The organism is Burkholderia sp. MS455, from assembly GCF_016899445.1.
GTDB lineage: Bacteria > Pseudomonadota > Gammaproteobacteria > Burkholderiales > Burkholderiaceae > Burkholderia > Burkholderia pyrrocinia_C.
In genome coordinates this window covers 1,279,060-1,305,256 of the sequence record NZ_CP041779.1, presented here as the reverse complement: position 1 = coordinate 1,305,256, position 26,197 = coordinate 1,279,060, and the positions used below count along the sequence as shown (strand labels likewise).

The following is a 26,197-nucleotide window of genomic DNA, read 5'->3' as shown; positions in this document are numbered from 1 at the left end:
GGGTGCCTGCTTTTGAGTGCCGGGCGCCGTGACGCCCGGCTTTACCGCACACACTGCCCGACCGGCGCGGCCGGGCAGTGAACCGCTGCATTGCTTACTCGGCGGCGACCGGCTTGCCCGACGCGTCCGTCACCTTCGTCTTCCACTGCTTGCGGATTTCCGTCTCGACCGTCGCCGGCAGCGAGATGTAGTCGAGGCTGTCCGCAGCCTTCTCGCCGTTCTTGAACGCCCAGCTGAAGAACTTCAGCGTTTCCGCGCCCTGCTCCGGCTTGTCCTGCTTCGCGTGCAGCAGCACGAACGTCGCGCCGACGACCGGCCATGCGTCCTTGCCCGGCTGGTTCGTCAGGATCTGGTAGAACGACTTCGACCAGTTCGCGCCGGCAGCAGCGGCCTTGAACGTTTCCGTCTTCGGCTCGACCACCGTGCCCGTCGAGTTCTTCAGCGCGGTGTAGGTCATGTTGTTCTTCTTCGCGTACGCCCACTCGACGTAGCCGATCGCGCCCGGCAGGCGCTGCACGAAGGCCGCGACGCCGTCGTTGCCCTTGCCGCCCGTGCCCGTCGGCCAGTTGACCGTCGTGCCTTCGCCGATCTTCGACTTCCACTCGTCGTTGACCTTCGACAGGTAGTTCGTCCAGATGAAGCTCGTGCCCGAGCCGTCAGCACGGCGAACGACCGCGATGTCCGTATCCGGCAGCTTGACCTTCGGGTTCAGCGCGGCGATCGCCGGATCGTTCCACTTCTTGATCTTGCCGAGGTAGATGTCGCCGAGCACCGGGCCCGACAGCGTCAGTTCACCGGCCTTCACGCCCGGCACGTTGACGACCGGCACCACGCCGCCGACCACCGTCGGGAACTGGAACAGGCCTTCCTTCGCAAGCTCTTCATCCTTCAGCGGAGCGTCCGAACCGGCAAAATCGACCGTCTTCGCGTTGATCTGCTTCAGGCCGCCCGACGAACCGATACCCTGGTAGTTGACCTTCGCGCCGCCGGACTGCTGGTAGTCGGCAGCCCATTTCGTATAGATCGGCATCGCGAACGTGCTGCCTGCGCCCGTGATGTCGGCAGCTTGCGCGGCAACGGCGAAAAGCGCGCCAGCCAGGCCGGCAATCGCGGTTTGCATCAATTTCATGAGACCTCCAGTGTGTGAGCGGATGACTACGGCACCGCGAAGGTTAGGGGCTCCTCATGACGGTAATGTGACAATCGATGAAACTGGCGTGACAGTAACATGACTGGTTGAAAGGGAGTATCGGGTGCGGCGCGGGCGGCGCCTGCGGGCACCGGAACGGCAAAGGCGGCAAGAATTGCCTGCCCGGCAAGGACGGGGTGGAACACCCGTTTTTCGGGTGCGCCGGCGGATCGTAGCGCAGCGTCGGCGGTACGGGAAGCCCCTGCCCGCGATGGGCGCGATATCAGGGGTCGGAAGATATCTTCAGTCAGGCGATGCGTTGATCGACGCGACACACTATAGGTAGCGCAAACCTTTGCGTCTGACGAAATTGCGGCGCCCGAAGGCGCCGCGTGCCGATTTACCGGAGAACCGGCGCGCGGACGGCAGGCCGCCCCGCGCCGATATCGTGCGTCAGGTCGTCGCCGCGCGCACCGCGTCGGCAATCGTCTCCGCATGGCGGACCGCATCGGCCGCCTGCTGCGCCTCGACCATCACGCGCAGCACGGGCTCGGTGCCCGATGCGCGGATCAGCACGCGGCCGCTGCCGGCGAGTGCGGCTTCGGCCGCGTCGATCGCGGCGCGAATCGACGCGCTGCCCTTCCAGTCGGCGCCGGGCTTCATCCGCACGTTGATCAGCTTCTGCGGAAACAGCGTGACGCCATCGAGCATCTGCGCGAGCGTTCGGCCGCTGCGCTTCAGTGCGGCCAGCACGAGCAGCGCCGACACGATGCCGTCGCCGGTCGAATGCCGGTCGAGCGACAGGATGTGGCCCGAGCCTTCCGCGCCGAGCTGCCAGCCGTGCTCGCGCAATTGCTCGAGCACATAGCGGTCGCCGACCGCCGCGCGGACGAATTTCACGCCCTCGCGCTGCAGCGCGACTTCGACGGCGAGGTTCGTCATCAGCGTGCCGACCGCACCTTCGACCTTGCCGTCGGTCGCGATCCGGTCCTTCACGAGCACGTAGAGGAGTTCGTCGCCGTTGTACAGGCGCCCGGTCGCATCGACGACCTGCAGGCGGTCCGCATCGCCGTCGAGCGCAATGCCGAGATCGGCGTGGTTCGCCCGCACCGCGCGCACCAGCGCGTCGGGCGCGGTCGCGCCGACGCCGTCGTTGATGTTGAAGCCGTTCGGCGCGACACCGATCGGAATCACGTCAGCGCCGAGCTCGTGGAACACATGCGGCGCGACCTGGTACGCTGCACCGTGCGCGCAATCGACCACGAGCTTCAACCCGCGCAGGTCGAACGCGGCCGGGAACGTGCTCTTGCAGAACTCGATGTAGCGACCGGCCGCGTCGTCGAGGCGGCGCGCCTTGCCGAGGCCGTCGGACGACGCGCACTCGAGCGGCTTGTCGAGCCACGCTTCGATCGCGGCTTCGGTGTCGTCGGGCAGCTTGTTGCCGTCAGCGGAGAAAAACTTGATCCCGTTGTCGTGATACGGGTTATGCGACGCGCTGATCACGACGCCGGCCGACAGGCGCAGCGCACGCGTCAGATATGCGACGCCCGGCGTCGGCATCGGGCCGGCCAGCATCACGTCGACGCCGGCCGCCGAGAAACCGGCCTCGAGCGCAGCTTCCAGCATGTAGCCCGACACGCGCGTGTCCTTGCCGATCAGCACGGTCGGCCGCGAGCCTGCCGCGACGTCGGCCGAGCTGGCCAGCACCTTGCCGGCCGCGTAGCCGAGGCGCAATACGAAATCCGGCGTGATGGGCGCCTCGCCCACCGTGCCGCGAATGCCGTCCGTGCCGAAATATCGACGTCCCATGGCGAATCTTCCTCCTTCGTCTTCTGACTTATCGTTGCCGCGCGGCTTCGCGCACGGCATTCCAGACTTTCAGCGCATCGACCGTCGCCGCGACGTCGTGCACGCGCACGATCGCCGCACCGCGCTCGACCGCGCACAACGCGGCCGCCACGCTCGCCGCGACGCGCTCCATCGGCGGCTTGCCGCCGATCACCGCGCCGAGCATCGACTTGCGCGACATGCCCGCGAGGATCGGATAAGCACGCCCGTCGGGCCGCGCGGGCGCCGTCTCCGGCAACGCGGCCAGCAGCGCATAGTTGTCGTCGACGACCGCCTTGCCGAACCCGAAGCCGGGATCCACGCAGATCCGCTCCGGCGCAATGCCCGCGTCGCGCAGCGCCTGCGCGCGCGCGGCGAGAAACTCGCGCACGTCGGTCACGACGTCGCCGTAGTCGGGCTCGCCGACCTGCATCGTCTGCGGCTCGCCGAGCATGTGCATCGCGCACAGCCCGCAGTTGCCGTCGCGCACCGCGTCGATCGCACCCGGCTGGCGGAATCCCCAGATGTCGTTGATCAGGTCCGCGCCGGCGGCCAGCGCCGCGCGCATCACGGCCGGCTTGTAGGTGTCGACCGACAGCGGCACGTTCAGCGGCCGCAGCGCCTCGACGAGCGGGATCACGCGCGCGAGTTCCTCGTCGAGCGGTACGGGGGGTGCGCCGGGGCGCGTCGATTCGCCGCCGATATCGAGGAGATCCGCGCCTTCGGCGATCATGCGCTCGGCCTGGCGCAGCGCATCGTCGCGCGCGAGGAAGCGGCCGCCGTCGGAGAACGAATCGGGCGTGGCGTTGAGAATGCCCATCACGAGCGGGCGCTCGAACGTCAGTGCGAAGCGGCCGCACTGGAGCGGCGCGGGAATGGATGGAGTAACAGCGGAATCGGACACGAGCGACTGGCGTGGTTGAATGCAAAACGGGCCGGTGTGAAGCCACACCAGCCCGTGAACGGTGCTAAAGCGGAGGTTATGCCGCCGGCGAAGCAGGCGCCGGCGCGTTGCCGGGCTTGACCTCGGCGCTGCTGCCACCGCCCGACGAATCGCCGCCGACAGCCGGCGAGCTCTTCGGCGAGCGCGGTGGACGGCCTTCCATGATGTCGTTGATCTGATCGGCGTCGATCGTCTCCCACTCCATCAGCGCGGCCGTCATCGCTTCGACCTTGTCGCGGTTCTCTTCGAGCAGGCGGCGCGCAAGGGTGTACTGATCGTCGAGCACGCGGCGGATTTCCGAATCGACCTTCTGCTGCGTCGCTTCCGAGATCGTGCGCGTGAAGCCGCGGCCGAACGGCGACGCATCGTTCTCGTCGTCGACGTAGACCATCGGCCCGAGCGCATCGGTCATGCCGAAACGGGCCACCATCGCGCGTGCCGTCTGCGTTGCCTTGTTGAAGTCGTCCGATGCGCCGGTGCTGACGAGATTCATGAACAGCTCTTCCGCGACCCGGCCACCGAACAGGATCGCGAGGCGGTCCAGCAGGTAGTCCTTCGAGTACGTTTCGTTGTCATGCTCGGGCAACTGCCACGTGACGCCCAGCGCACGGCCGCGCGGGATGATCGTGACCTTGTGCACCGGGTCGGCCTTCGGCAGCAGCTTCGCGACCACCGCGTGGCCCGACTCGTGGTAAGCGGTCGCGCGCTTCGCTTCCTCGCGGATCACGGCCGACTTGCGCTCCGGACCCATGAAGATCTTGTCCTTCGCGTCCTCGAAATCCTGCATCTCGACGATGCGCTTGCCGCGGCGTGCCGCGAACAGCGCAGCCTCGTTCACGAGGTTCGCGAGATCGGCGCCCGAGAAACCCGGCGTGCCGCGTGCGATGACGGCCGCATCGACGTCGTTCGCGATCGGCACCTTGCGCAGGTGCACGCGCATGATCTGCTCGCGGCCGCGGATGTCCGGCAGACCGACGTAGACCTGACGGTCGAAACGGCCCGGACGCAGCAGCGCCTTGTCGAGCACGTCGGAACGGTTGGTCGCGGCGATCACGATCACGCCCGAGTTCGCCTCGAAGCCGTCCATCTCGACCAGCATCTGGTTCAGCGTCTGTTCGCGTTCGTCGTTGCCGCCGCCCATGCCGGCGCCGCGATGACGGCCGACCGCGTCGATTTCGTCGATGAACACGATGCACGGCGCATGCTTCTTCGCCTGCTCGAACATGTCGCGCACACGGGCCGCGCCGACGCCGACGAACATTTCGACGAAGTCCGAACCCGAGATGCTGAAGAACGGCACCTTCGCTTCACCCGCGATCGCGCGGGCGAGCAGCGTCTTGCCGGTACCCGGCGGGCCGACGAGCAGCACGCCGCGCGGAATGCGACCGCCCAGCTTCTGGAATTTCTGCGGATCGCGCAGGAAGTCGACGAGCTCGGACACTTCTTCCTTCGCTTCGTCGCAGCCCGCGACGTCGGAGAAGTTCACCGCGTTGTTGTTCTCGTCGATCAGCCGCGCTCGCGACTTGCCGAACGAGAAGGCGCCGCCTTTGCCGCCCCCCTGCATCTGCCTCATCATGTAGAACCAGAACACGATGATCAGGATCGTCGGCCCGAGGTAGTACAGCGCGGACATCAGCGCATTCGGCTCGTCGTCGGCCTTGCCGCTGACCTGCACGCCGTACTTCATCAGATCGCCGACCATCCAGATGTCGCCGGGCGACACGATCTGGTATTTCTGGCCATCAGCCGGAGTGACGGTGAGGTTGCGCCCCTGAACGATGACGTTCTTGACCTTGCCGTTCTTGGCGTCGTCCATGAACTGCGAATAGGACACGCCTTCCTGGACGCGGGGCTTGTCGAACTGCTTGAACACCGTAAACAGCACCAGTGCGATCACTAACCACACCGCTGCCTTCGAAAACATATTGTTGTTCAAAGCACCACTCCTTCACTCGTAGACGAGCGCCTACATTTTCCTTGCGGCGCCCCTCGGTCATTCTAATCCAGTCCGACCACCCTCGCCATAAGCATTGACAACCGCCGCGATAGCGCTTCGCTTGTCTGGCAAGGGCCGGAGCCCGTTTGCGGCACCCCGCCGCGCATCAGCGCGGATGCTTCAGATGCCGACCCAAAATGAACGTTTCGGACGATTTGTCGCGGGACGCCTTGGGCTTGCGCGGCGCGACGGTCTTAAACTGCTGTTTGAATTTCTCGACGATCTGGCTGTAGCCGCTGCCGTGAAAGCATTTCACGAGCAGCGCACCGTCCGGCTTCAGATGGTTCTGCGCGAATTCGAGCGCCAGATCGCAGAGATGCTCGATGCGCGCCGCGTCCGCCGAGGCCACCCCTGACAGGTTGGGGGCCATGTCCGAAATAACAAGGTCCACCGCGCGGCCTTCGAGCACTTCCTCGAGCTGGTGAAGCACTTCGTCCTCGCGGAAGTCGCCCTGGATGAAGTGGACGTCGGCGATCGGCTCCATCGGCAGCAGGTCGAGCGCGATGATCGTGCCGTCGATGCCGCCTTCGCGCTCGGTATCGCGCTTCTTGCCCTGCGCGAGCTTGTTGCGGGCATACTGGCTCCAGCTGCCCGGCGTCGCGCCGAGATCGACGATCACCTGGCCCGGACGGACCAGCTTGTCCTGCTCGTCGATTTCCTTCAGCTTGTACGCGGCACGCGCGCGATAGCCCTCCCGCTGCGCCATTTTGACGTACGGGTCGTTGATGTGGTCGTGCAGCCAGTGCTGGTTAAAGCGGTTTTTTGCCATTCGAGAGAGAGATTGCTGCCATTTGCTTCGTGAAGCCGCGCTTTTAGCGGATAATACGCGTCTTCTTCGCGCGGCTGCGGCCCCTTTTCAGGCCCAAGCCGCGATTTTACGTGGTTTCGGCGCACGGCTGACGCGGTAACTTCCCGCGATCGTTTTTCAGGCCGCGTGCCCCTATTTAGATTTCGACATTTCCATGCCCGCCCTTTCGCTTTCTCCCGCCGAGCGCTCCGCGCTGCGCTCCCAGGCCCATGCGCTCAAGCCCGTCGTGCTGATCGGCGCCGAAGGGCTGACCGACGCCGTGCTGAAGGAAATCAAGGTGCACCTCGCCGCGCACCAGCTGATCAAGATCCGCGTGTTCGGCGACGAGCGCGACGAACGCATCGCGATCTACGACGAGATCTGCGACCGCCTGAGCGCGGCACCGATCCAGCACATCGGCAAGCTGCTGGTGATCTGGAAACCCGAGGCCGCCGCAGCGGCCCCGGCCCGCGGCCGTCGCGCCGGCACGCTGCCGAGCGCGGCCGAAGCCGCCGACGACAGGAAAGGCCGCGCACCGCGCACGGTCAAGGTCGTCAAGGTGTCGCCGAACGCGAGCCCCGTGCGTCGTCCGAAGCCGACGAAGGTCGTCGTGCGCGGCAACGAGCGCGTGACGGCAGGCGGCAACGTGAAGCGCGCGAAAAAGCGCCAGGCAAGCACCAAGCGGCCGCACCAGGACAAGTAAAACGCGTACGCGGCACGGGTCACGCCGTGCCGCGCTGCACTCAGGCGTCGCGCGCCGGCAGACGCCAGATCAGCATCAGCCCCAGCACGCTCTCGACGAGATAGAACACGCTCGAGACGCCGTGCAGCATCCCGAAGCGACTCGCGTACGGCGAGTTCGCGATGTCGGTGCCCGCGTCCATCGCGGCCACGCGCAGCGCGTTCATGAACGGCTGCAGCGCGAAATACCCGACCAGCACGCACACGACCATCGCGGCGACGATCCAGCGCACGCGGCGATATTCGCCGCTGCCGCGCCGCACCTGCTGGTTCGACAACGCGAGCAGCAGCACGCCGCACACGACACCGAGGATCGCCTCGATACGGAACAGCTGGGCAGCGACCGAACCGGCCGTCATCCGCTCCAGCGTCTTGAACAGCACGGGCGCGACCGCATACCCGATCGTCAGCAGGCTGCCGACCCACACGGCCGACAGCAGACGGAACACGCGATGCGGCATCACGTCGCCCCGCTTCAGATGTAGCTGACCGAGATGATTTCGTATTCGCGCACGCCGCTCGGCGCCTGCACGGCCGCGACGTCGCCTTCGGACTTGCCGATCAGCGCGCGCGCGATCGGCGAGCTGACCGAGATCAGGCCGTGATCGATATCGGCTTCGTCGTCGCCGACGATCTGGTATTTGACGGTGTCGCCCGACTCGAGATCCTCGAGCTCGACCGTCGACGCGAAGACCACGCGGCCTTCGGCATCGAGCACGGTGGGATCGATGACCTGCGCGGCCGACAGCTTCGATTCGATTTCCGCGATACGACCCTCGATGAAGCCCTGCTTTTCCTTCGCGGCATCGTATTCGGCGTTTTCGGACAGATCGCCCTGTGCGCGGGCCTCCGCGATCGCGTTGATCACGGCCGGCCGCTCGACGGATTTGAGGCGCTGCAATTCATCGCGCAGTTGCTCTGCGCCACGCTTTGTCAACGGAATGGTGCTCATAAACGGCTCAATCGCTAAAAACGGCTTTAAAAAAAATCACCGCGATTAAGCGCGTTTCCGATGAACCGGAAACACCGCTTAACCGCGGCACGTATTGCTTCGACAGGTAACTGACTGCTTAGTTTAGGCGAGCGTGAAGACCTTGTAAATCATAGACTTCCAGATCCTTCAGGTAGCGCAAGCCTTCAACGGCCGCGCGCGCGCCCGACATCGTCGTGTAGTACGTGACCTTGTGCGCCTGCGCGCTCATGCGGATCGAACGCGAATCGGCGATCGCCTGGCGCGTCTCGTCGACCGTCGTGAACACGAGGGCGATCTCGCCGTTCTTGATCATGTCGACGATGTGCGGGCGGCCGTCCTTCACCTTGTTCACGACCTTCACCGGCACGCCGGCCGCTTCGATCGCGGCAGCCGTGCCCTTGGTCGCGACGATCGGGTAGCCGAGGTCGTGCAGCATGCGCGCGACTTCGACGGCCTTCGGCTTGTCGGCGTCCATCACGGTCAGCAGCACCGTGCCCGACTCCGGCAGGCGCGAACCGGCCGCGAGCTGCGACTTGAACAGCGCTTCGCCGAACGTCTGGCCGACGCCCATCACTTCGCCGGTCGAACGCATTTCAGGCCCGAGGACCGGATCGACGGTCGGGAACTTGACGAACGGGAACACGGCTTCCTTCACGCTGAAGTACGGCGGCTCGACTTCCTTCGTCACGCCCTGCTGCGCGAGCTTCTGACCGACCATCGCGCGCGCCGCGATCTTCGCGAGCGGCAGGCTGGTGGCCTTCGACACGTACGGCACCGTGCGCGACGCGCGCGGGTTCACTTCGAGCACGTAGATGATGTCCTGCTTCGAACCGTCCGCCTGCGGCACCTGCTGGATCGCGAACTGCACGTTCATCAGGCCGACCACGTTCAGCGCCTTCGCCATCGCGCCCGTCTGGCGCTTCAGCTCGGCCACGGTTTCCTTCGACAGCGAGTACGGCGGCAGCGAGCATGCCGAGTCGCCCGAGTGGACGCCCGCCTGCTCGATGTGCTCCATCACGCCGCCGATGAACACGGCTTCGCCGTCGCAGATGCAGTCGACGTCGCACTCGATCGCGTCGTTCAGGAAGCGGTCGAGCAGCACCGGCGAATCGTTCGACACCTTCACGGCCTCGCGCATGTAGCGCTCGAGGTCGCGCGGCTCGTGGACGATCTCCATCGCGCGGCCGCCGAGCACGTACGACGGACGCACGACCAGCGGATAGCCGATTTCCTCGGCGAGCTTGAGCGCTTCGTCTTCCGCGCGCGCGGTGCGGTTCGGCGGCTGGCGCAAGCCGAGATCCTGCAGCAGCTTCTGGAAGCGTTCGCGGTCTTCGGCGGCGTCGATCATGTCCGGCGACGTGCCGACGATCGGCACGCCGTGCGCCTCGAGGTCGAGCGCGAGCTTCAGCGGCGTCTGGCCGCCGTACTGGACGATCACGCCGACCGGCTTTTCCTTGTCGACGATCTCGAGCACGTCTTCGAGCGTCAGCGGCTCGAAGTACAGGCGGTCGGACGTGTCGTAGTCGGTCGACACCGTTTCCGGGTTGCAGTTGACCATGATCGTTTCGTAGCCGTCCTCGCGCATCGCGAGCGCCGCGTGCACGCAGCAGTAGTCGAACTCGATGCCCTGGCCGATCCGGTTCGGGCCGCCGCCCAGCACCATGATCTTCTTGTTCGTGGTCGGCTGCGCCTCGCACTCTTCCTCGTAGGTCGAGTACATGTACGCGGTTTTCGTCGCGAACTCGGCCGCGCAGGTGTCGACGCGCTTGTAGACCGGGCGCACGTTCAGCTCGACGCGGCGGCGGCGGACGTCTTCCGGCGTCGCACCGAGCAGCTTCGCGAGGCGGCGGTCGGAGAAACCGCTCTGCTTCAGGTAACGCAGCTCGTCGAACGTCAGCGACGCGAGCGTGCGGCCCGCGAGCGCCTTTTCCTTCAGGATGATCTGCTCGATCTGATGGAGGAACCACGGGTCGATCGCGGTTTCCGCGAAGATTTCCTCGGCCGTCATGCCGATGCGGAACGCGTCGCCGACATACCAGATGCGGTCCGGGCCCGGCTCGTGGATCTCGATCGCGATCTCGTCGCGGTCGGTCGACTTCTCGTCGAGACCGTCGACGCCGACTTCGAGGCCGCGCAGCGCCTTCTGGAACGACTCCTGGAACGTGCGGCCGATCGCCATCACTTCGCCGACCGACTTCATCTGCGTCGTCAGGCGCGAATCGGCTTCACGGAACTTCTCGAACGCGAAACGCGGAATCTTCGTGACGACGTAGTCGATCGTCGGCTCGAACGACGCCGGCGTCTGGCCGCCGGTGATTTCGTTCTTCAGCTCGTCGAGCGTGTAGCCGACCGCCAGCTTCGCGGCGACCTTCGCGATCGGGAAGCCGGTCGCCTTCGATGCAAGCGCCGACGAACGCGACACGCGCGGGTTCATTTCGATGACGACCATGCGGCCGTCCTTCGGGTTGATCGAGAACTGCACGTTCGAGCCGCCCGTGTCGACGCCGATCTCGCGCAGCACCGCGAGCGATGCGTTACGCAGGATCTGGTATTCCTTGTCGGTGAGCGTCTGCGCCGGCGCGACCGTGATCGAGTCGCCGGTGTGCACGCCCATCGGGTCGAGGTTTTCGATCGAGCAGACGATGATGCAGTTGTCGGCGCGGTCGCGCACGACTTCCATCTCGTATTCCTTCCAGCCGAGCAGCGATTCCTCGATCAGCAGTTCGCGCGTGGGCGACAGGTCGAGACCGCGCTTGCAGATTTCCTCGAACTCTTCGCGGTTGTACGCGATGCCGCCGCCCGAGCCGCCGAGCGTGAACGACGGACGGATCACGACCGGATAGCCGCTGCCGCCGGTGCCCGCCATGATCTCGGCATGCACCTTGGTCGCCTCTTCCATCGAGTGCGCGATGCCCGACTTCGCGGAGCCGAGACCGATCTTGGTCATCGCTTCCTTGAACTTCTGGCGGTCTTCCGCCTTGTCGATCGCCTCCGGCGACGCGCCGATCAGTTCGACGCCGAACTTCTCGAGCACGCCGTGGTGGTGCAGGTCGAGCGCGCAGTTCAGCGCGGTCTGGCCGCCCATCGTCGGCAGGATCGCGTCCGGGCGCTCCTTCTCGATGATGCGCGCGACGACTTCCCACGTGATCGGCTCGATGTAGGTCACGTCGGCCGTGTTCGGGTCGGTCATGATCGTCGCCGGGTTGCTGTTGACGAGAACGACCTTGTAGCCCTCCTCACGCAACGCCTTGCAAGCCTGCGCGCCCGAATAGTCGAACTCGCACGCCTGGCCGATGATGATCGGGCCGGCGCCGATGATGAGGATGCTTTTGATGTCTGTGCGTTTTGGCATGGCTTGTGAATTCAATAAGTAATCGTTGTCGTGGGTCGGCCGGCAGCGCTCAGCTCATGGTCGCGAGCGCGAGCTTCACCGAGAAACCGATGAACAGGCCGCCCACGCTGCTCGCCGCGCCTGCCGCGAGCTTGCGGCGGCGGCGGAAGTGCTCGGCGAGCCGCGCACCCGCGAAGATCAGCGTGCTCAGGTACAGGAAGCTCGCGCATTGCGCGATCGCCCCGAGCACGACGAACGACAGCGCGGGATGCGGGAATGCCGGGTCGACGAACTGGATGAAGAACGAGATGAAGAACAGGATCGCCTTGGGATTCAGCAGGCTCACGATCAGCGCCTTGCGAAACGGCCGCTCGCCGTCGACCGCCTGCGGTGCCTCGGCGGGCTCGCCCGCCGGCGCGCGCAGCTTGCGCCACGCGCTGCGCAGCATGCCGGTGCCGATGTAGAGCAGATACGCGGCGCCGCCGTACTTGACGACGGAGAACAGCAGCGGATTCGCCTTCAGCAGCGAAGCGACGCCCGCGGCGGACAGCACCATCAGCACCGTGTCGCCGACGAACACGCCGCAGGCCGCGCGATAGCCGGCCTTCACGCCGCGCTGCGCCGCGAGCGACAGCACGTACATCGAGTTCGGCCCCGGCAGCAGGATGATGAAGATCACGCCGAACACGTAGGTCCAGATATCCGTGATGCCGAGTGCGTGGCCGAACATGATGCGAATCTCCCGTCCTTCGGTTGCGTTAGGCGTTGCGCTGCTTCGCCGCGTCCATCAGCGCGGTGAAACGGTCGAACAGATAGCCGATGTCGTGCGGGCCCGGCGACGCTTCCGGGTGGCCCTGGAAGCAGAACGCCGGCTTGTCGGTCAGCTCGAAGCCCTGCAGCGTGCCATCGAACAGCGACACGTGCGTCACGCGCGCGTTGGCCGGCAGCGAATCCGCATCGACCGCGAAACCGTGGTTCTGCGACGTGATCACGACACGGCCGTCGCCGAGATCCTTCACCGGGTGGTTCGCGCCGTGGTGGCCCGTCTTCATCTTCAGCGTCTTCGCGCCGACCGCGAGGCCCATGATCTGGTGGCCGAGGCAGATGCCGAAGGTCGGCACGCCGCGCTCGATGAATTCCTTCGTGGCCGCGATCGCGTAATCGCACGGCTCCGGATCGCCGGGGCCGTTCGACAGGAAGATGCCGTCCGGATTCAGCGCGAGCGCATCGGCCGCGCTCGCCTGTGCGGGCAGCACCGTGACCTGGCAGCCGCGTTCCGCGAGCATGCGCAGGATGTTGTACTTGACGCCGAAATCGTACGCGACGACGCGGTACTTCGGCGCTTCCTGCATGCCGTAGCCGCTGCCGAGGCGCCATTCCGTCTGCTTCCACTCGAACGGCTTGGTGGTCGACACGACCTTCGCGAGATCCATGCCGGCGAGGCCCGGGAACGAGCGCGCGAGCTCGATCGCCTTCGCCTCGTCGTCCGAGCCGGCGAGAATGCAGCCGTTCTGCGCGCCCTTGTCGCGCAGGATGCGGGTCAGCTTGCGGGTATCGATGCCGGCGATCGCGACGACGCCTTCGTCGCGCAGGTAATCGCCGAGCGTGCGGTCCATGCGGAAGTTCGATGCGAGCGTGGGCAGATCACGGATGATCAGGCCGGCGGCATGGACTTTCGTGGCTTCGACATCTTCGGCGTTGACGCCGACGTTGCCGATATGCGGGTAGGTGAGCGTGACGATCTGGCGCGCGTAGCTCGGATCAGTCAGGATTTCCTGATAGCCGGTGATCGCGGTATTGAACACGACTTCGCCGATCGTATGGCCTTCGGCCCCGATCGAATAACCACGAAAGACCGTGCCGTCGGCGAGTGCAAGCAAGGCGGGAGAAAAAGACGGCAACACGGGAGGCTCCTTGGGGAACACCCTGCTGCCGACCTGTTTACCCTGCCGCGCGAGCGCCGCGCTGCGTGGGCGCGCGTAGTCGCTAGCTGGACGCGGCCTGCGTTGCCGAGACGCGAACCCGGCGCGTGGCGCACGAGGCTTCGCGGCATCGCCCGGCAGGCGGCGTGCGGCGGATGAACGGGATGAATGAGGTAGGCGCTAGGGTGCGAGGTTGATCAGCACAAACTTTCAAATTATAGCCCGAAAATGGCCCTATCTTCAATCGATATGGCCGTCCGATCATGCGCGCGCCGCCACCGGCAGCGCGGTACGGCGTACGCGCAACGGCGCACGCTCGACGGGCTGCGGCCCCGTTTCCGCAGCCGCCCCACCCACCAGCGTACCGCCGGATCAGTGCGCTTGGCCAGCGCCGCGCGCGGGCCACACGTACCAGACCGCGCTCGCGAGCTGCAGCGCGAGCAGCACGCCCCATGCGGTGAGGTGCGCGGCGGCCGGATAACGGCCGTCGACCGCGGGCCAGCGCGACAGCACCGCGCCGACACCGATCTGGAACGCAAAGATCAGCAGGAAGATCACCAGTGTGAGCGTCGTGTTCGCGCGGCCGATCAGGTGGGCGGGAAAGTGCCCGGCCATCACCGCATAGGTCAGGATGCCGACGCCGCCGAACATCCCGTATGCAGCCCACAGCACGGCCGGCGGCAACGGCATGCGCGCGACGATCGCGACCTGCGTCGCGACGAACAGCGCCATGCCGACCCCGCAGAATGCGTAGACGGACACGCCGCGCCGCTCGAGCACGCGCGCCGCGGCGCCGAAGCCGACGCAGCCGGCCATCATCGCGAAGCCGAGCACCGACACGAGGCGCGCGGCATGCGGCGCATCGAACCCCGCGACGTCGCGCAGGTACGGCCCGACCCACAGCGACTGCATCGCGTAGAACACGCCCTGCGTGACGACCGAGAACGACGAGATCTTCCAGAACGCGCGGCTGCTCAGGATGTGCCACGTGCCCTTGAACTGGCTGACGAGCCCGCCCTGGTGGCGCACCTGCTTCGCTTCGGGCGCGCCGAAGCCGATCGAGGCCGCGACGATCACCGTCAGCACCGCGAGGCCGAAACAGATCGCGCGCCAGTTCGTCCAGCCGAGCAGCCAGGTCAGCGGCGAACCGACCACGACGCCGCCGAGGCCGCCAACCGCCATCACGAGGCCGTTGACGAGCGGCAGCCGGCCGACCGGGAAATGCTGCGCGAGCGCCTTGAACGCCGCGCCGAGACACACCGACACGCCGACGCCGATCAGCAGCCGGCCGACCATCATCGTGCCGATGCCGTGCGCGGCGCCGAACACGGCGGCGCCGGCCGCGGCGAACAGCAGCATGCCGGCCGTCACGCGGCGCGGGCCGAAGTGGTCGAGCATCACGCCGGCCGGAATCTGCGCGCCCGCGAAACCGAGAAAATAGAGACTGGTGAGCAGGCCGAGATCGGCGGCCGACAACCCGAGCTCATGCGTGACGAACGGCGCGAAGCCCAGATTGACGCCACGAAACACATACGACACGAAATACCCGATCGAAAACAGCGCGAGCACCCTCACCTGCACCGACGACATCGCTCCCCCTCGTGATATGAAGACTGTCGAAACGGCGCGGCGCCCTCGCACCGCGCACAAACGAAAACGCCGTCACCTCGGTGACGGCGTTTCGTTGCAATTCGTCGGATGATAGCGCAATCGCGCGGCCCGGACCGGCCGCCCGCCGCGCTTCGCAGCCGCGTTACTTCTTCTTGCCCTTGGCCGGCGCGGCCTTCGCGGGTGCAGCTTTCGCAGATTTGGCCGATTTGGCCGCCGGCTTTGCCGCGCCGCGCTTCGCGCCGTGCGACTTGCCGCCCACCGCCAGGCTCGCGCGCTCGATGCGCGCACCGCCGACCGACGTCGCGATCCGCTCCGGACCGGGTTCCGCCGGCACCGAGCGGCCGACCGGCACGTGCAGCACGAGCGCCTGGCCCGGCATCGCGAGATCGCGGTGCGTGCGGTTCCACGCCTTGAGCTGGCCGACCGACACGCCGTAGCGGCCGGCGATCGCCGCCATCGACTGCTTGCGGCGCACGCGGATCAGCATCTTGCGCGTGTCGGGTACGTCGGGCTCCATCGCGAGCGCGCCGTTTTCGGCGACGTCGGCACTGATGTCCTCGTCGTCGTCATCGCCGCGCGGCACGACGATCGTCGAACCCGGCTTCAGGCGCATGCCGGCCGGAATCTTGTTGACCGACATCAGCGTATCGGCGTCCACGCCGATCTTCTCGGCGATCGCGGCCGGCCGCGCACGTTCGCTGACCGTATAGGTGGTCCACGTCGAAAGCTGGCCGTTGTATGACTTCAGGTTCTTCTCGAACGCGGACGCGTTGTCGAACGGCAGCAGGATCTGCGGTTCGGTCGCGCCGAGGATCACCGGCTTCGCGAACGACGGGTTCAGCGAGCGGAATTCGTCGAGCGACAGGTTCGCGAGCTTCGCGGCGACCGCGACGTCGATGTCGCGCGACGTCGTGACCGTCACGAAATACGGGTGGTTCGGGATGTCCGGCAGCGTCAGGCCGTACTGCTTCGGGCTCGCGATGATGTTCTTCACCGCCTGCAGCTTCGGCACGTAGTTGCGCGTCTCGTTCGGCATCCGCAGGCTCTGGTAGTCGGTCGGCAGGCCGGCCGCCTGATTGCGCGCGATCGCGCGCTGCACGTTGCCCTCGCCCCAGTTGTACGCGGCCAGCGCCAGATACCAGTCGCCGAACATGTCATGCAGGCGCGACAGGTAGTCGAGCGCGGCGCTCGTCGACGCGAGCACGTCGCGCCGTTCGTCCTGCCACATGTTGCGCTTCAGGTTGTACGTGCGGCCCGTGCCGGGCATGAACTGCCACATGCCGGCCGCCTTCGCGACCGACAGCGCCTGCGGGTTGAACGCGGACTCGATGAACGGCAGCAGCGCGAGCTCGGTCGGCATGTGACGCGCCTCGAGTTCCTCGACGATGTGATACAGGTACTTCTGCGAGCGCTCGGTCATGCGCTGCACGTAATCGGGACGCTGCGTGTACCAGGTCGTCTGCATGTCGACGAGGTCGCTCTGCAGGTCGGGCATCTGGAAGCCGCGACGGATGCGGCCCCACAGATCGGAGTCCGCACTGGTCAGGTCGCCGACGGATTGCTTGTCGACGTCGACAGTTTCTTTGGCGGTGGCTGATTTACGGAGGTAGTTGGACGCCGCCTGCGGATCGGCGGCGTTGTTGGCGACAGGAGCCTGGCTCGCACAAGCGGCGAGTAGCAGGACCACCATCGCACTCAATATAAGTCGCATGAAAATCTCGGCTTCCGACGGCTGGAAATTGCTGGCGATACTACGGAAGTGCGTGCTTCACGTCAATAAAAACACCGAAAACTCAGCGAAATCCTACATTTGGAGCAATTTTTACAGACACCGCTTGAGCTTTGGAGTCCTCCGGAAATGATCATCTGAACCGGTTTTTCCACTCCCGCATCAGCGTAAACGCCGCCAGACGATCCGGCACCGTTTCGTGAAGCTCGGCCTCGAGCGTCGCATGGATGGCGGCGCTGTCCGCGCGCATGAACGGGTTCACCGCGCGCTCGTGCGCGATCGTCGTCGGCAGCGTCGGCACGCCGCGCGCGCGCAGCGCCTGCGCGTCGTCGCGCCACGCGGCAAGCGCCGCATTGCCGGGCTCGCACGCGAGCGCGAAGCGGATGTTCGACAGCGTGTATTCGTGTGCGCAATGAACGTGCGTATTGCCCGGCAGTGCCGCGAGCGCGTCGAGCGACGCGAGCATCTGCGCGGGCGTGCCTTCGAACAGGCGGCCGCAGCCGCACGAGAACAGCGTGTCGCCGCAGAACACGTGCGGCACCGCGGCGCCCTGCCCGGCCGCCTGGAAATAGGCGATGTGGCCGCGCGTATGGCCGGGCACGTCGAGCACGTCGAACGCGACGGCCGGCGCGTCGACCGTCACGCGATCGCCGCCCGAAAGCGGCCGCGTGACCACGCCGATCGCCTCGGCCGCGGGGCCGTAAACGGTGAGCGGCACATCGGCCGGTTGGCTATTGCGCAGCGCCTCGACACCGCCGACATGGTCGGCGTGATGGTGCGTGAGTAAAATAGCGGTCAACCGCCAGCCTCGTTCGGCAAGAACCCGGCGCACCGGCGCGGCTTCACCCGGATCGACGGCGATCGCATCGCGGCCGTCCGAGACGAGCCAGATATAGTTGTCTTCGAATGCCGGAACCGGCACGTATTCCAGCTCGTTCATGGGCGCGCAACCATCGTTATGCCTGATCGTCAAATTATAGACTGGCCTGCCTGGACCGACTCGCCTCCCGGCCGCTACGTGCTGGACTGGGAGCAGGCGCAGCTCGACCGGATCGTGTCCGACGTCTTCGGGTTCCACGCGCTGCAGCTCGGCCTGCCGCAGCTCGACGCGCTGCGCGAGAACCGCATGCCGTATCGCGGCCTCGTGCTCGATCCGGCGAGCGGCGCGAGCGCGCCGTACCAGTATCCGTGGGCGCGCGAAGCGCACGCGCCGGAGCACGCGCCCGCCGATCGCAGCACGACGTGGTGCGACCTGCTCGACCTGCCGTTCGAGTCACAGAGCGTCGACCTGATCGTGATGCCGCACACGCTCGAATTCACGTCCGACCCGCACCGCCTGCTGCGCGAGGCCGAGCGCGTGCTGATGCCGGAAGGCCAGCTCGTGATCACCGGCTTCAATTCGCTCAGCCTGTGGGGCATGCGGCAATCGTTCGGGCGCATGGCGAACCGCCCGTTCGTGCCGGCCACGCGCGACCAGATCGCGTTCATCCGGCTCAAGGACTGGATCAAGCTGCTCGGTTTCGACCTCGAACGCGGCCGCTTCGGCTGCTACCGGCCGCCGCTGGTCACCGACAAGTGGCTGGCCCGCTACGGCTTCATGGAAGCCGCGGGCGACCGCTGGTGGCCGATCTTCGGCGCCGTCTACATGGTGACGGCCGTCAAGCGCGTGCGCGGCATGCGCCTCGTCGGCCAGATCAAGATGAAAAAACCCGTGCTCGCGCCAGGCCTGACGCCCGCGGCCTCCCCGACCACCCATCAAGAACATTCATGACAATCGATACGATCGACATCTATACCGACGGCGCCTGCAAGGGCAACCCCGGCCCCGGCGGCTGGGGCGCACTGATGCGCTACGGCGACCGCGAAAAGGAGCTGTTCGGCGGCGAGCCCAACACGACCAACAACCGCATGGAGCTGATGGGCGTGATCGCCGCGCTCGAGGCGCTGAAGCGGCCGTGCCAGGTGATCGTGCACACCGATTCGCAATACGTGCAGAAAGGCATCAGCGAGTGGATCCACGGCTGGAAGAAGAAAGGCTGGGTCACCGCGGCAAAGACGCCCGTGAAGAACGCCGACCTGTGGAAACGGCTCGACGCGCTCGTCGCGCAGCACGAGGTCGAGTGGCGCTGGGTCAAGGGTCACGCGGGCCATCCCGAAAACGAGCGCGCGGACGCGCTCGCGAATCGCGGCGTCGAATCGCTCACGGCCTGAACGCCGGCCACTCCCCTGTTTCCATCGTTTTTCCCGACATGCGCCAGATCATTCTCGATACCGAAACCACGGGCCTGAACGCCCGCACGGGCGACCGTCTCATCGAAATCGGCTGCGTCGAGCTGCTGAACCGGCGGCTCACCGGCAACAACCTGCACTTCTACGTGAACCCCGAGCGCGACAGCGATCCGGGCGCACTGGCAGTGCACGGCCTCACGACCGAATTCCTCAGCGACAAGCCGAAGTTCGCGGAAGTCGCCAGCCAGATCCTCGACTTCGTGAAGGACGCCGAGCTGATCATCCACAACGCACCGTTCGACCTTGGCTTCCTCGACGCCGAATTCGCGCGCCTCGACCTGCCGCCGTTCACCGAACATTGCGGCGGCGTGATCGACACGCTCGTGCAGGCCAAGCAGATGTTCCCCGGCAAGCGCAACTCGCTCGACGCGCTGTGCGACCGCTTCGGCATCAGCAACGCGCACCGGACGCTGCACGGCGCACTGCTCGACTCGGAGCTGCTCGCCGAGGTGTATCTCGCGATGACGCGCGGCCAGGACAGCCTCGTGATCGACATGCTCGACGACGCGGGCGCCGACGGCGGCGCGGCGAACGGCCAGCGCGTGTCGCTCGCCGCGCTCGATCTGGTCGTGGTGGCCGCGAGCGACGACGAGCTCGCCGCGCACCAGGCGCAACTCGACGAGCTCGACAAGTCGGTCAAGGGCGCATGCGTGTGGCGCAAGTCCGCCGACGCGGGCGCCGCCGAAACGGCCTGACGCACGCGGCACGCACTGCGGCCGCGCTTACGCGCGCGGCTGCAGCGCGATGACCGCCATCCCGCCGAGCGCAAGCACCGCGCCGGCCACGTCCCAGCGGGTCAGCGCGACACCGTCGACCACCCGCAGCCAGACCAGCGCAACCGCGATATACACGCCGCCGTACGCGGCATAGGTACGCCCGGCCGCGCTCGGGTGCAGCGTCAGCAGCCACGCGAACAGCGCGAGCGACAGCGCGGCCGGCACCAGCAGCCAGGCCGGCCGGCTGCCCTTCAGCACGAGCCACGGCAGGTAACAGCCGACGATTTCGGCCAGCGCGGTGGCGGCGAACAGCGCCGCGATCCTCATCAGTTCGGTCATCCGGTTCCTCGTGAATTCGGCCCCGTCGCCGGGGAGCCGCACGGCCCCGCCGCGCGCCGCCGATCATACCCGAGCAGGCCGCGCCGGACGCCCCGCCAGACGGGCGCCTCCCGGCAATTTGCACGATCATCCGTCATCGTGCTATCATGTCGCCTGTTTCAACATTCAATCTCTGTCTATTCGATTTCGAGAGAAGTCCGTCCGCGCGTTGCGGGCCGGCGCTTCGACCGAAATTGCACCCACAGGAAAGCCCGCCCGACAGGCCCGCTTTTCTCGTTTCGTTGCCCCTTTCGGGGCGCTTGCCGGAACGCCGGACCTCCGTCCGCACCGGCATCTGCCGCCAGCATCACGCGGCCCATTCTTCATGAGCGCACTGTCGCGACGGCCCATCGGGCCCGCGTCGAAGCAGCCCCTTACGGCCCTTTGCTGCCCGTTGCGCAGTAAGTGCTTAATGGCCTGCCCCGACGCGCCGCGTACGACACCGCGCTTGCAGGCAAACCGTGTCGGACGGCCCGCCCGTTCCGGCGCAGTCAAAGGAGTGCATGACCTTGACCGCAACACACGTCAGCCCGACCGCTGCTTCTTCCTCCACTTCGTCCGGCGACGCTCCGCTCGCCGCGGACGACATCACCGTCGTCGACCAGAGCCTGCTCAAACGCGCCGTCAGCGCGATGGCCATCGGCAATGCGATGGAATGGTTCGACTTCGGCGTGTACAGCTATATCGCCGTCACGCTCGGCAAGGTGTTCTTCCCGTCCAGCAGCCCGTCCGCGCAGCTGCTCGCGACCTTCGGCACGTTCGCGGCCGCATTCCTCGTGCGCCCGCTCGGCGGCATGGTGTTCGGCCCGCTCGGCGATCGCATCGGCCGCCAGCGCGTGCTCGCCGCGACGATGATCATGATGGCCGCCGGCACCTTCGCGATCGGCCTGATTCCCAGCTACGCATCGATCGGCATCATGGCGCCCGTGCTGCTGCTCGTCGCCCGCCTCGTGCAGGGCTTCTCGACCGGCGGCGAATACGGCGGCGCGGCCACCTTCATCGCCGAATTCTCGACCGACAAGCGCCGCGGCTTCATGGGCAGCTTCCTCGAATTCGGCACGCTGATCGGCTATGTGATGGGTGCGGGCGTCGTCGCGCTGCTGACCGCGTCGCTGTCACAGGAAGCGCTGCTGTCGTGGGGCTGGCGTGTGCCGTTCCTGATCGCCGGCCCGCTCGGCCTGATCGGTCTCTATATCCGGATGAAGCTCGAGGAAACGCCCGCGTTCAAGCGCCAGGCCGAAGAGCGCGAAGCGCAGGACAAGGCCGTGCCGAAGGCGCGCTTCCGCGAAACGCTGATGCGCAACTGGCGTGCGCTGCTGCTGTGCGTCGGCCTCGTGCTGATCTTCAACGTGACCGACTACATGGTGCTGTCGTACCTGCCGAGCTTCATGTCGTCGACGCTGCACTTCGACGAATCGCACAGCCTCGTGCTGGTGCTGCTCGTCATGGTGCTGATGATGCCGATGACGCTCTTCGCCGGCCGCCTGTCCGACCGGATCGGCCGCAAGCCGGTGATGCTCGCCGGCTGTGTCGGGCTGCTCGTGCTGTCGATCCCGTCGATGATGCTGATCCATGCGGGCACCACGGCATCGGTGTTCGGCGGCCTGCTGGTCCTCGGCGTGCTGCTGTCCTGCTTCACCGGCGTGATGCCGTCGGCGCTGCCGGCGCTGTTCCCGACCGAGATCCGCTATGGCGCGCTCGCGATCGGCTTCAACGTGTCGGTATCGCTGTTCGGCGGCACGACACCGCTCGTTACCGCATGGCTCGTCGACGTGACGCACAACCTGATGATGCCCGCGTACTACATGATGGGCGCCGCCGTGATCGGCATCGTGTCGGTCGTCGCGCTCGCGGAAACCGCGCGCCAGCCGCTCAAGGGCTCGCCGCCGGCCGTCGCGACGCGCCGCGAGGCGCACCAGCTCGCGCGCCAGCTGCGCGAGGACGACGACTCGGAGATGTACGGCGTCGTGTCGCCCGCACGCGCCTGAGCGTCGCCCATGAAAAAGCCCCGGCCGAAGCCGGGGCCCGATCGAATCCGATCCGCCCGACCGGCTTGCACCGGCCGGGCTTTTTTTCATCCGTTAGCCGTGAGCGCCATCATGCGTGCGCTTCGCCGTGACGGCTGAAGATCAGCGCACGCGAGCGAGATACCGCCGCCTGCGCGCCGCGTGCCGCGACGATCAGCCCGACCTGGCCGAGATTGAAATCGCGCTCGACCATCAACTGCGTCAGCGCGGCAAGCGGCAACACGACGGACGGGTGGTACAGGCTTGATTCGAGCAGGGCTTTCATCATCGGCTCCATCTGGCAATGCGTGATTCGATGGAGTGGATTCTAGGGACCGGCCGCTTCCGGATAAACGGCGCGAATGCGAAGTCACTTGTCGGCCACCGAGAACAATCGGCGGCGGCTTGCCGGGTGCGGCCGAGCGGCCGGCAGGCAACGGCGCGGGGCGGCCTCGCGCCCCGCCGCCAAGGGCCGTCAGGCCTACACGAGCGGCGTTTCGACGAACGCCGGCAACGCTTCCGCACGCGCAGAATGCGCGGCGAGCGCCGGATAGCGGGCCGGATCGATCCGCGCGAGCGCCGGGTAATCGGCCGTCATGAACTGCGTGAAGCGCCACGCCACCGCGACCGTCACGTCGGACTGCAGCAGGCGCGCGCCGCCGAACCAGCCGTTCGCGGCCGCGACGAGCGGCTCCAGCTCGCCATACGCGCCCTCGAGCTGGCTCAGCACGCGCTCGAGCCACGGCGCGTGCTGCTTGTCGGACGGGCGCAGCGCCTGTTCGTAGACGACCTGCACGGTCTTCTCGGCCGCCGCCAGCGCGAAACCGACCGGCACGAGCGCGCGCAGCCGCGCGTCGGCGGCGTCGGGCAGCAGGCGCCGCTCCGGCGCGACCAGGTGATCGAGATAGTCGACGATCAGCGACGAATCGATCAGCGTCGCGCCGTCGTCGGTCACGAGTGTCGGCGCCTTGACGACCGGATTGATCGCCCTGAACTGCTCGAAATGACGGAACACCGAGATCGACTCGTGTTCGAACGGCAGGTCGAGCAGCTTCGCCGAAATGGCGACACGGCGCACGAACGGGGAATCCAGCATGCCGATCAGCTTCATCGCAAACGCTCCGCTTGAGGGGAATGGGACCGACGACTGTAGCAGCGTCGCGAGCCGTCGCCTAGCATGCTCGTACGCGCGTTCGCTTGATACGTATCAGCGCCCCGCTACCCGGCCGCAGTGACCATAATGCAGATTCACGCCCCTTCCGCCTCAAGGTCCGCCATGTGGTATGCCCTCGTCGAGCAGCAGCGGGAATGGATGCGCGCCTGGCGCGCGGCGACGCGGCACGCGTTCGATGCGTGGCCCGCGGCGACGCTGCCGCAGGCCGCGTCGTCGTGCTATGACGACCTGTTCGAGCCGCTGCTCGGGCAGCCGGCCGGGCCGCCGCGATTCGACATCGGGCGATCCGCCATCGGCGAACGGGTTGCCGCGCACACGCCGTTCTGCGACCTGCGGCGCTTCACGCGCGCCGATGCGCGGCGCACGGTGCTGCTGTGCGCGCCGCTCGCCGGGCACGCGGCCGTGATGATGCGGGAAACCGTCGAGACGCTGCTCGCCGACGGCGACGTCTGCGTGACCGACTGGCGCAATGCGCGCGACGTGCCGCTCGCGTCGGGCCGCTTCGGGCTCGACGAGTATGTCGCGACGCTCGACGGCTTCGTCGACGGGCTCGCGCTCGACGATCGGCCGCTGCACGTCGTCGCCGTGTGCCAGGCGACCGTGCCGGCGCTCGGCGCGCTCGCGCTGCGCGCCGAGCGCGGCCTGGCGCCGCCCGCGAGCATCACGCTGATCGGCGGCCCGCTCGACGCACGCCTGAATCCGAGCGCGCTCGGCACCGCGGCAGCCACCCGCTCGCTCGGCTGGTGCCGCCGCCACCTGATCGACATCGTGCCGCCCGGCTTCGCGGGGCACGGTCGCCAGGTGTTCCCGACCTATCTCCAGCAGGGCGAGATCGCGCTGATGTACCCGCAGCGTTTCATGTCGCTGGTCGAGGCGTACGCGCTGGCCGCGTCGCGCTTCGACATGGCCGCGCTCGCCGGCGCGCGGCGCGCGCTGCTCGAATACACGGCGCTGCTCGACATGCCGGCCGAATATTTCCTCGACACGGTCGACATCGTGTTCCAGCGCATGTGCCTCGCGAACGGCACGTGGGACGTGGGCGGCCGGCGCGTCGAGCCTGCCGCGCTGCGCGGCGTCGCGCTGCTGACCGTCGAAGGCCGATGCGACGCCGTCACGGGCGCCGGCCAAACGCATGCGGCACTCGACATGTGCAGCGGCCTCGCGGCCGACGAGCGCTATCGCGTCGATATCGACGATTGCGATCACTACGGGCTGTTCACCGGCGCGCGCTGGCTCGGCAATGTCCATCCGATGCTGCAGCGCGTGTTCGCGCTGGCCGAGGCCGGCCGCCCTCGCCCGCGCTCGCGCCGGATCAGGCGGACGTGATGCCGCGTTGCATGCGGGCCGCGTCGAGCAACGTACGCACCTCGTCGTCGCTCGTTTGCCCGAAGTGCGCGTAGAACTGGCTGATCCCGAAGAACGGTTGCGGCTGCGATACCGCGACGAACGCGTCGGCCAGACCGTCGAACGCATGCTGCGCGCCCGCCGGCGCGACCGGCGCGGCCGCCACGATCCGCACCGGGTGGCGTTCGCGCAGCGCCTGCAGCGCGGCACGCATCGACGCGCCGGTCGCGACGCCGTCGTCGACGACGATGACGATGCGCCCGTCGACCGGCAGCGGCGGCGCAGCGCCGCGATACAGCGCTTCGCGGCGATGCAGCTCGGCCGTCTCGCGCACGATCACGTCGGCGAGCTGCGCGTCGGTCACGCCCATCGAGCGGATCACGGAACGCTGCAGATGCATCGCGCCACCCGTTGCGATCGCGCCCATCGCCAGCTCGGGCTCGCACGGCACGCCGAGCTTGCGCACGACCAGCACGTCGAGCGGCGCGCGCAGCGCGCAGGCAACCGGATACGCGACGGGCACGCCGCCGCGCGGCAATGCGAGCACGACGACGTCGCTACGCCCCGCATAGTCGCTCAGCGCGCCGGCCAGTTGGCGGCCCGCATCGGCGCGATCGGCAAAACACTCGGTCACGATCGGCTCCCTGCCGTTGCGCCGGATGCGCGAAACGCGCGCCGGCGCCTGTCAACGAGCATGGTTCATCGGCAGCGCCGATGCAAGCGGGGTCACACCGGCGTGCACGACACCGAAGGAAAGGGTCAGAGGCCGCCGGCCTGCCGGTATAGCCGCCAGAACGACTGCGCGTAGGATTGCGCGAGCTCGGGCGCGCGCTGGAACACGTTGACCGTCTCGGCGTGCGCGGCCGCGCCGTCGGACAGCGTCGTCAGCGCGACGCTGTCGTCGACGATCACGAAGCGCGGCGCGGGATCGCCGTGCCGCGAATCGATCGCCACGTCGATGCCCGCGGATTTCAGATAGCCAGCGCCGCTGTACCTGCCCGCGCGCGGCGAGCGCACGAGCACGACGCGCACCTCGATCCCGCGCGCACGGGCCGCGCGCAGCGCGCTCGCGACGGCGGGCGGCACATGCGCGTAGCCGGCCAGCAGTACGCGGCGCTGCGCCTGTTCGATCAGGTCGACGGTCGCGTCGGCCGCGGCATTGTCATACGAAAAGTACGTGCCGACCGAGGCGGCATCGGACGGAATCCGGCTGGCGTGGGCGCTCGCCGCACAGCAAAGCGCGGCGAAAAAGAAGGCGGCTGGTCTCATGGCGGGCGCCATTGTAGCGACGCCAATTCGCG

Annotated in this window: 24 protein-coding genes; 6 read left to right on the top strand and 18 right to left on the bottom strand. The window is 67.1% G+C overall.

What is annotated here, in order from left to right; all coding sequences use genetic code 11:
- Window positions 1–94 precede the first annotated feature (94 nt).
- The 5 genes from pstS to FPJ27_RS25225 form a co-directional block, all read right to left on the bottom strand.
- Window positions 95–1,129, bottom strand: a complete 1,035-nt coding sequence (gene pstS / locus FPJ27_RS25245) for a phosphate ABC transporter substrate-binding protein PstS (RefSeq protein ID WP_072435863.1) — start codon at window positions 1,127–1,129, stop codon at window positions 95–97.
- A gap of 453 nt (window positions 1,130–1,582) precedes the next feature.
- Window positions 1,583–2,938, bottom strand: coding sequence for a phosphoglucosamine mutase (gene glmM, locus FPJ27_RS25240; protein ID WP_175962427.1), 1,356 nt, complete (start codon window positions 2,936–2,938; stop codon window positions 1,583–1,585).
- Between the two features lie 28 nt (window positions 2,939–2,966).
- On the bottom strand, window positions 2,967–3,908 hold the full coding sequence (folP, locus tag FPJ27_RS25235; protein ID WP_204426108.1) for a dihydropteroate synthase: 942 nt from the start codon (window positions 3,906–3,908) through the stop codon (window positions 2,967–2,969).
- A gap of 28 nt (window positions 3,909–3,936) precedes the next feature.
- A complete protein-coding gene (ftsH, locus tag FPJ27_RS25230) occupies window positions 3,937–5,835 on the bottom strand; it encodes an ATP-dependent zinc metalloprotease FtsH (protein WP_072435866.1) in 1,899 nt (632 codons plus the stop codon).
- Between the two features lie 166 nt (window positions 5,836–6,001).
- The gene (locus FPJ27_RS25225; protein WP_034183277.1) at window positions 6,002–6,664 is read right to left on the bottom strand and encodes an RlmE family RNA methyltransferase; all 663 of its coding nucleotides are present in this window, start codon (window positions 6,662–6,664) and stop codon (window positions 6,002–6,004) included.
- A gap of 193 nt (window positions 6,665–6,857) precedes the next feature.
- On the opposite strand from FPJ27_RS25225, the gene FPJ27_RS25220 reads away from it, so the two are divergent.
- Window positions 6,858–7,385 carry a YhbY family RNA-binding protein gene (locus FPJ27_RS25220; protein ID WP_204426107.1) on the top strand — a complete coding sequence of 176 codons (528 nt, stop codon included), beginning with the start codon at window positions 6,858–6,860 and terminating at the stop codon, window positions 7,383–7,385.
- A gap of 40 nt (window positions 7,386–7,425) precedes the next feature.
- On the opposite strand, the gene FPJ27_RS25215 is transcribed toward FPJ27_RS25220, so the two are convergent.
- From FPJ27_RS25215 to gloB, 8 genes are all read right to left on the bottom strand, one after another.
- On the bottom strand, window positions 7,426–7,884 hold the full coding sequence (locus FPJ27_RS25215; protein ID WP_072435868.1) for a DUF4149 domain-containing protein: 459 nt from the start codon (window positions 7,882–7,884) through the stop codon (window positions 7,426–7,428).
- Between the two features lie 14 nt (window positions 7,885–7,898).
- Entirely contained in the window at window positions 7,899–8,375 is a 477-nt protein-coding gene (greA, locus tag FPJ27_RS25210) for a transcription elongation factor GreA (RefSeq protein ID WP_021163362.1), read from the bottom strand.
- 118 nt (window positions 8,376–8,493) lie between these two features.
- Window positions 8,494–11,748 carry a carbamoyl-phosphate synthase large subunit gene (gene carB / locus FPJ27_RS25205; protein WP_072435869.1) on the bottom strand — a complete coding sequence of 1,085 codons (3,255 nt, stop codon included), beginning with the start codon at window positions 11,746–11,748 and terminating at the stop codon, window positions 8,494–8,496.
- A gap of 49 nt (window positions 11,749–11,797) precedes the next feature.
- Complete coding sequence (leuE, locus tag FPJ27_RS25200; protein ID WP_072435870.1) at window positions 11,798–12,457, bottom strand: leucine efflux protein LeuE; 660 nt, start codon at window positions 12,455–12,457, stop codon at window positions 11,798–11,800.
- 28 nt (window positions 12,458–12,485) lie between these two features.
- Window positions 12,486–13,631, bottom strand: coding sequence for a glutamine-hydrolyzing carbamoyl-phosphate synthase small subunit (carA, locus tag FPJ27_RS25195; protein ID WP_072435871.1), 1,146 nt, complete (start codon window positions 13,629–13,631; stop codon window positions 12,486–12,488).
- Between the two features lie 390 nt (window positions 13,632–14,021).
- Window positions 14,022–15,239, bottom strand: coding sequence for an MFS transporter (locus tag FPJ27_RS25190; protein WP_204426106.1), 1,218 nt, complete (start codon window positions 15,237–15,239; stop codon window positions 14,022–14,024).
- A 163-nt stretch (window positions 15,240–15,402) separates the two neighbouring features.
- A complete protein-coding gene (locus FPJ27_RS25185; protein ID WP_072435873.1) occupies window positions 15,403–16,971 on the bottom strand; it encodes a transglycosylase SLT domain-containing protein in 1,569 nt (522 codons plus the stop codon).
- Window positions 16,972–17,122: 151 nt separating this feature from the next.
- Entirely contained in the window at window positions 17,123–17,929 is an 807-nt protein-coding gene (gene gloB, locus FPJ27_RS25180; RefSeq protein ID WP_072435874.1) for a hydroxyacylglutathione hydrolase, read from the bottom strand.
- A gap of 18 nt (window positions 17,930–17,947) precedes the next feature.
- On the opposite strand from gloB, the gene FPJ27_RS25175 reads away from it, so the two are divergent.
- Genes FPJ27_RS25175 through dnaQ form a run of 3 tightly spaced genes read left to right on the top strand, consistent with a single transcriptional unit; the run spans window position 17,948 to window position 19,973 of the window.
- A complete protein-coding gene (locus FPJ27_RS25175; protein WP_034183269.1) occupies window positions 17,948–18,760 on the top strand; it encodes a class I SAM-dependent methyltransferase in 813 nt (270 codons plus the stop codon).
- Window positions 18,757–19,200, top strand: coding sequence for a ribonuclease HI (gene rnhA, locus FPJ27_RS25170; protein WP_072435875.1), 444 nt, complete (start codon window positions 18,757–18,759; stop codon window positions 19,198–19,200). The genes FPJ27_RS25175 and rnhA overlap by 4 nt, the downstream gene beginning before the upstream one ends.
- A gap of 38 nt (window positions 19,201–19,238) precedes the next feature.
- The gene (gene dnaQ / locus FPJ27_RS25165) at window positions 19,239–19,973 is read left to right on the top strand and encodes a DNA polymerase III subunit epsilon (protein WP_072435876.1); all 735 of its coding nucleotides are present in this window, start codon (window positions 19,239–19,241) and stop codon (window positions 19,971–19,973) included.
- Between the two features lie 27 nt (window positions 19,974–20,000).
- On the opposite strand, the gene FPJ27_RS25160 is transcribed toward dnaQ, so the two are convergent.
- Entirely contained in the window at window positions 20,001–20,333 is a 333-nt protein-coding gene (locus FPJ27_RS25160) for a YnfA family protein (RefSeq protein ID WP_072435877.1), read from the bottom strand.
- A gap of 542 nt (window positions 20,334–20,875) precedes the next feature.
- On the opposite strand from FPJ27_RS25160, the gene proP reads away from it, so the two are divergent.
- Window positions 20,876–22,360, top strand: coding sequence for a glycine betaine/L-proline transporter ProP (gene proP / locus FPJ27_RS25155; RefSeq protein ID WP_204426105.1), 1,485 nt, complete (start codon window positions 20,876–20,878; stop codon window positions 22,358–22,360).
- A gap of 109 nt (window positions 22,361–22,469) precedes the next feature.
- Here the strand turns inward: proP and FPJ27_RS25150 are convergent, their stop codons facing one another.
- Both FPJ27_RS25150 and FPJ27_RS25145 read right to left on the bottom strand, forming a co-directional pair.
- The gene (locus tag FPJ27_RS25150; RefSeq protein WP_072436412.1) at window positions 22,470–22,664 is read right to left on the bottom strand and encodes a hypothetical protein; all 195 of its coding nucleotides are present in this window, start codon (window positions 22,662–22,664) and stop codon (window positions 22,470–22,472) included.
- Window positions 22,665–22,859: 195 nt separating this feature from the next.
- Entirely contained in the window at window positions 22,860–23,489 is a 630-nt protein-coding gene (locus FPJ27_RS25145; RefSeq protein WP_204426104.1) for a glutathione S-transferase, read from the bottom strand.
- Window positions 23,490–23,654: 165 nt separating this feature from the next.
- Here FPJ27_RS25145 and FPJ27_RS25140 point away from each other — a divergent pair, with 165 nt between their 5' ends.
- Window positions 23,655–24,878: a polyhydroxyalkanoate depolymerase gene (locus tag FPJ27_RS25140; RefSeq protein WP_072435880.1), complete on the top strand. Its 1,224-nt coding sequence runs from the start codon at window positions 23,655–23,657 to the stop codon at window positions 24,876–24,878.
- On the opposite strand, the gene FPJ27_RS25135 is transcribed toward FPJ27_RS25140, so the two are convergent.
- On the bottom strand, window positions 24,865–25,530 hold the full coding sequence (locus FPJ27_RS25135) for a phosphoribosyltransferase family protein (RefSeq protein WP_072435881.1): 666 nt from the start codon (window positions 25,528–25,530) through the stop codon (window positions 24,865–24,867). The two genes, FPJ27_RS25140 and FPJ27_RS25135, sit on opposite strands and share 14 nt — an antisense overlap.
- A 125-nt stretch (window positions 25,531–25,655) precedes the next feature.
- A complete protein-coding gene (locus FPJ27_RS25130; RefSeq protein WP_072435882.1) occupies window positions 25,656–26,177 on the bottom strand; it encodes a phospholipase D-like domain-containing protein in 522 nt (173 codons plus the stop codon).
- Between the last annotated feature and the right edge of the window lie 20 nt (window positions 26,178–26,197).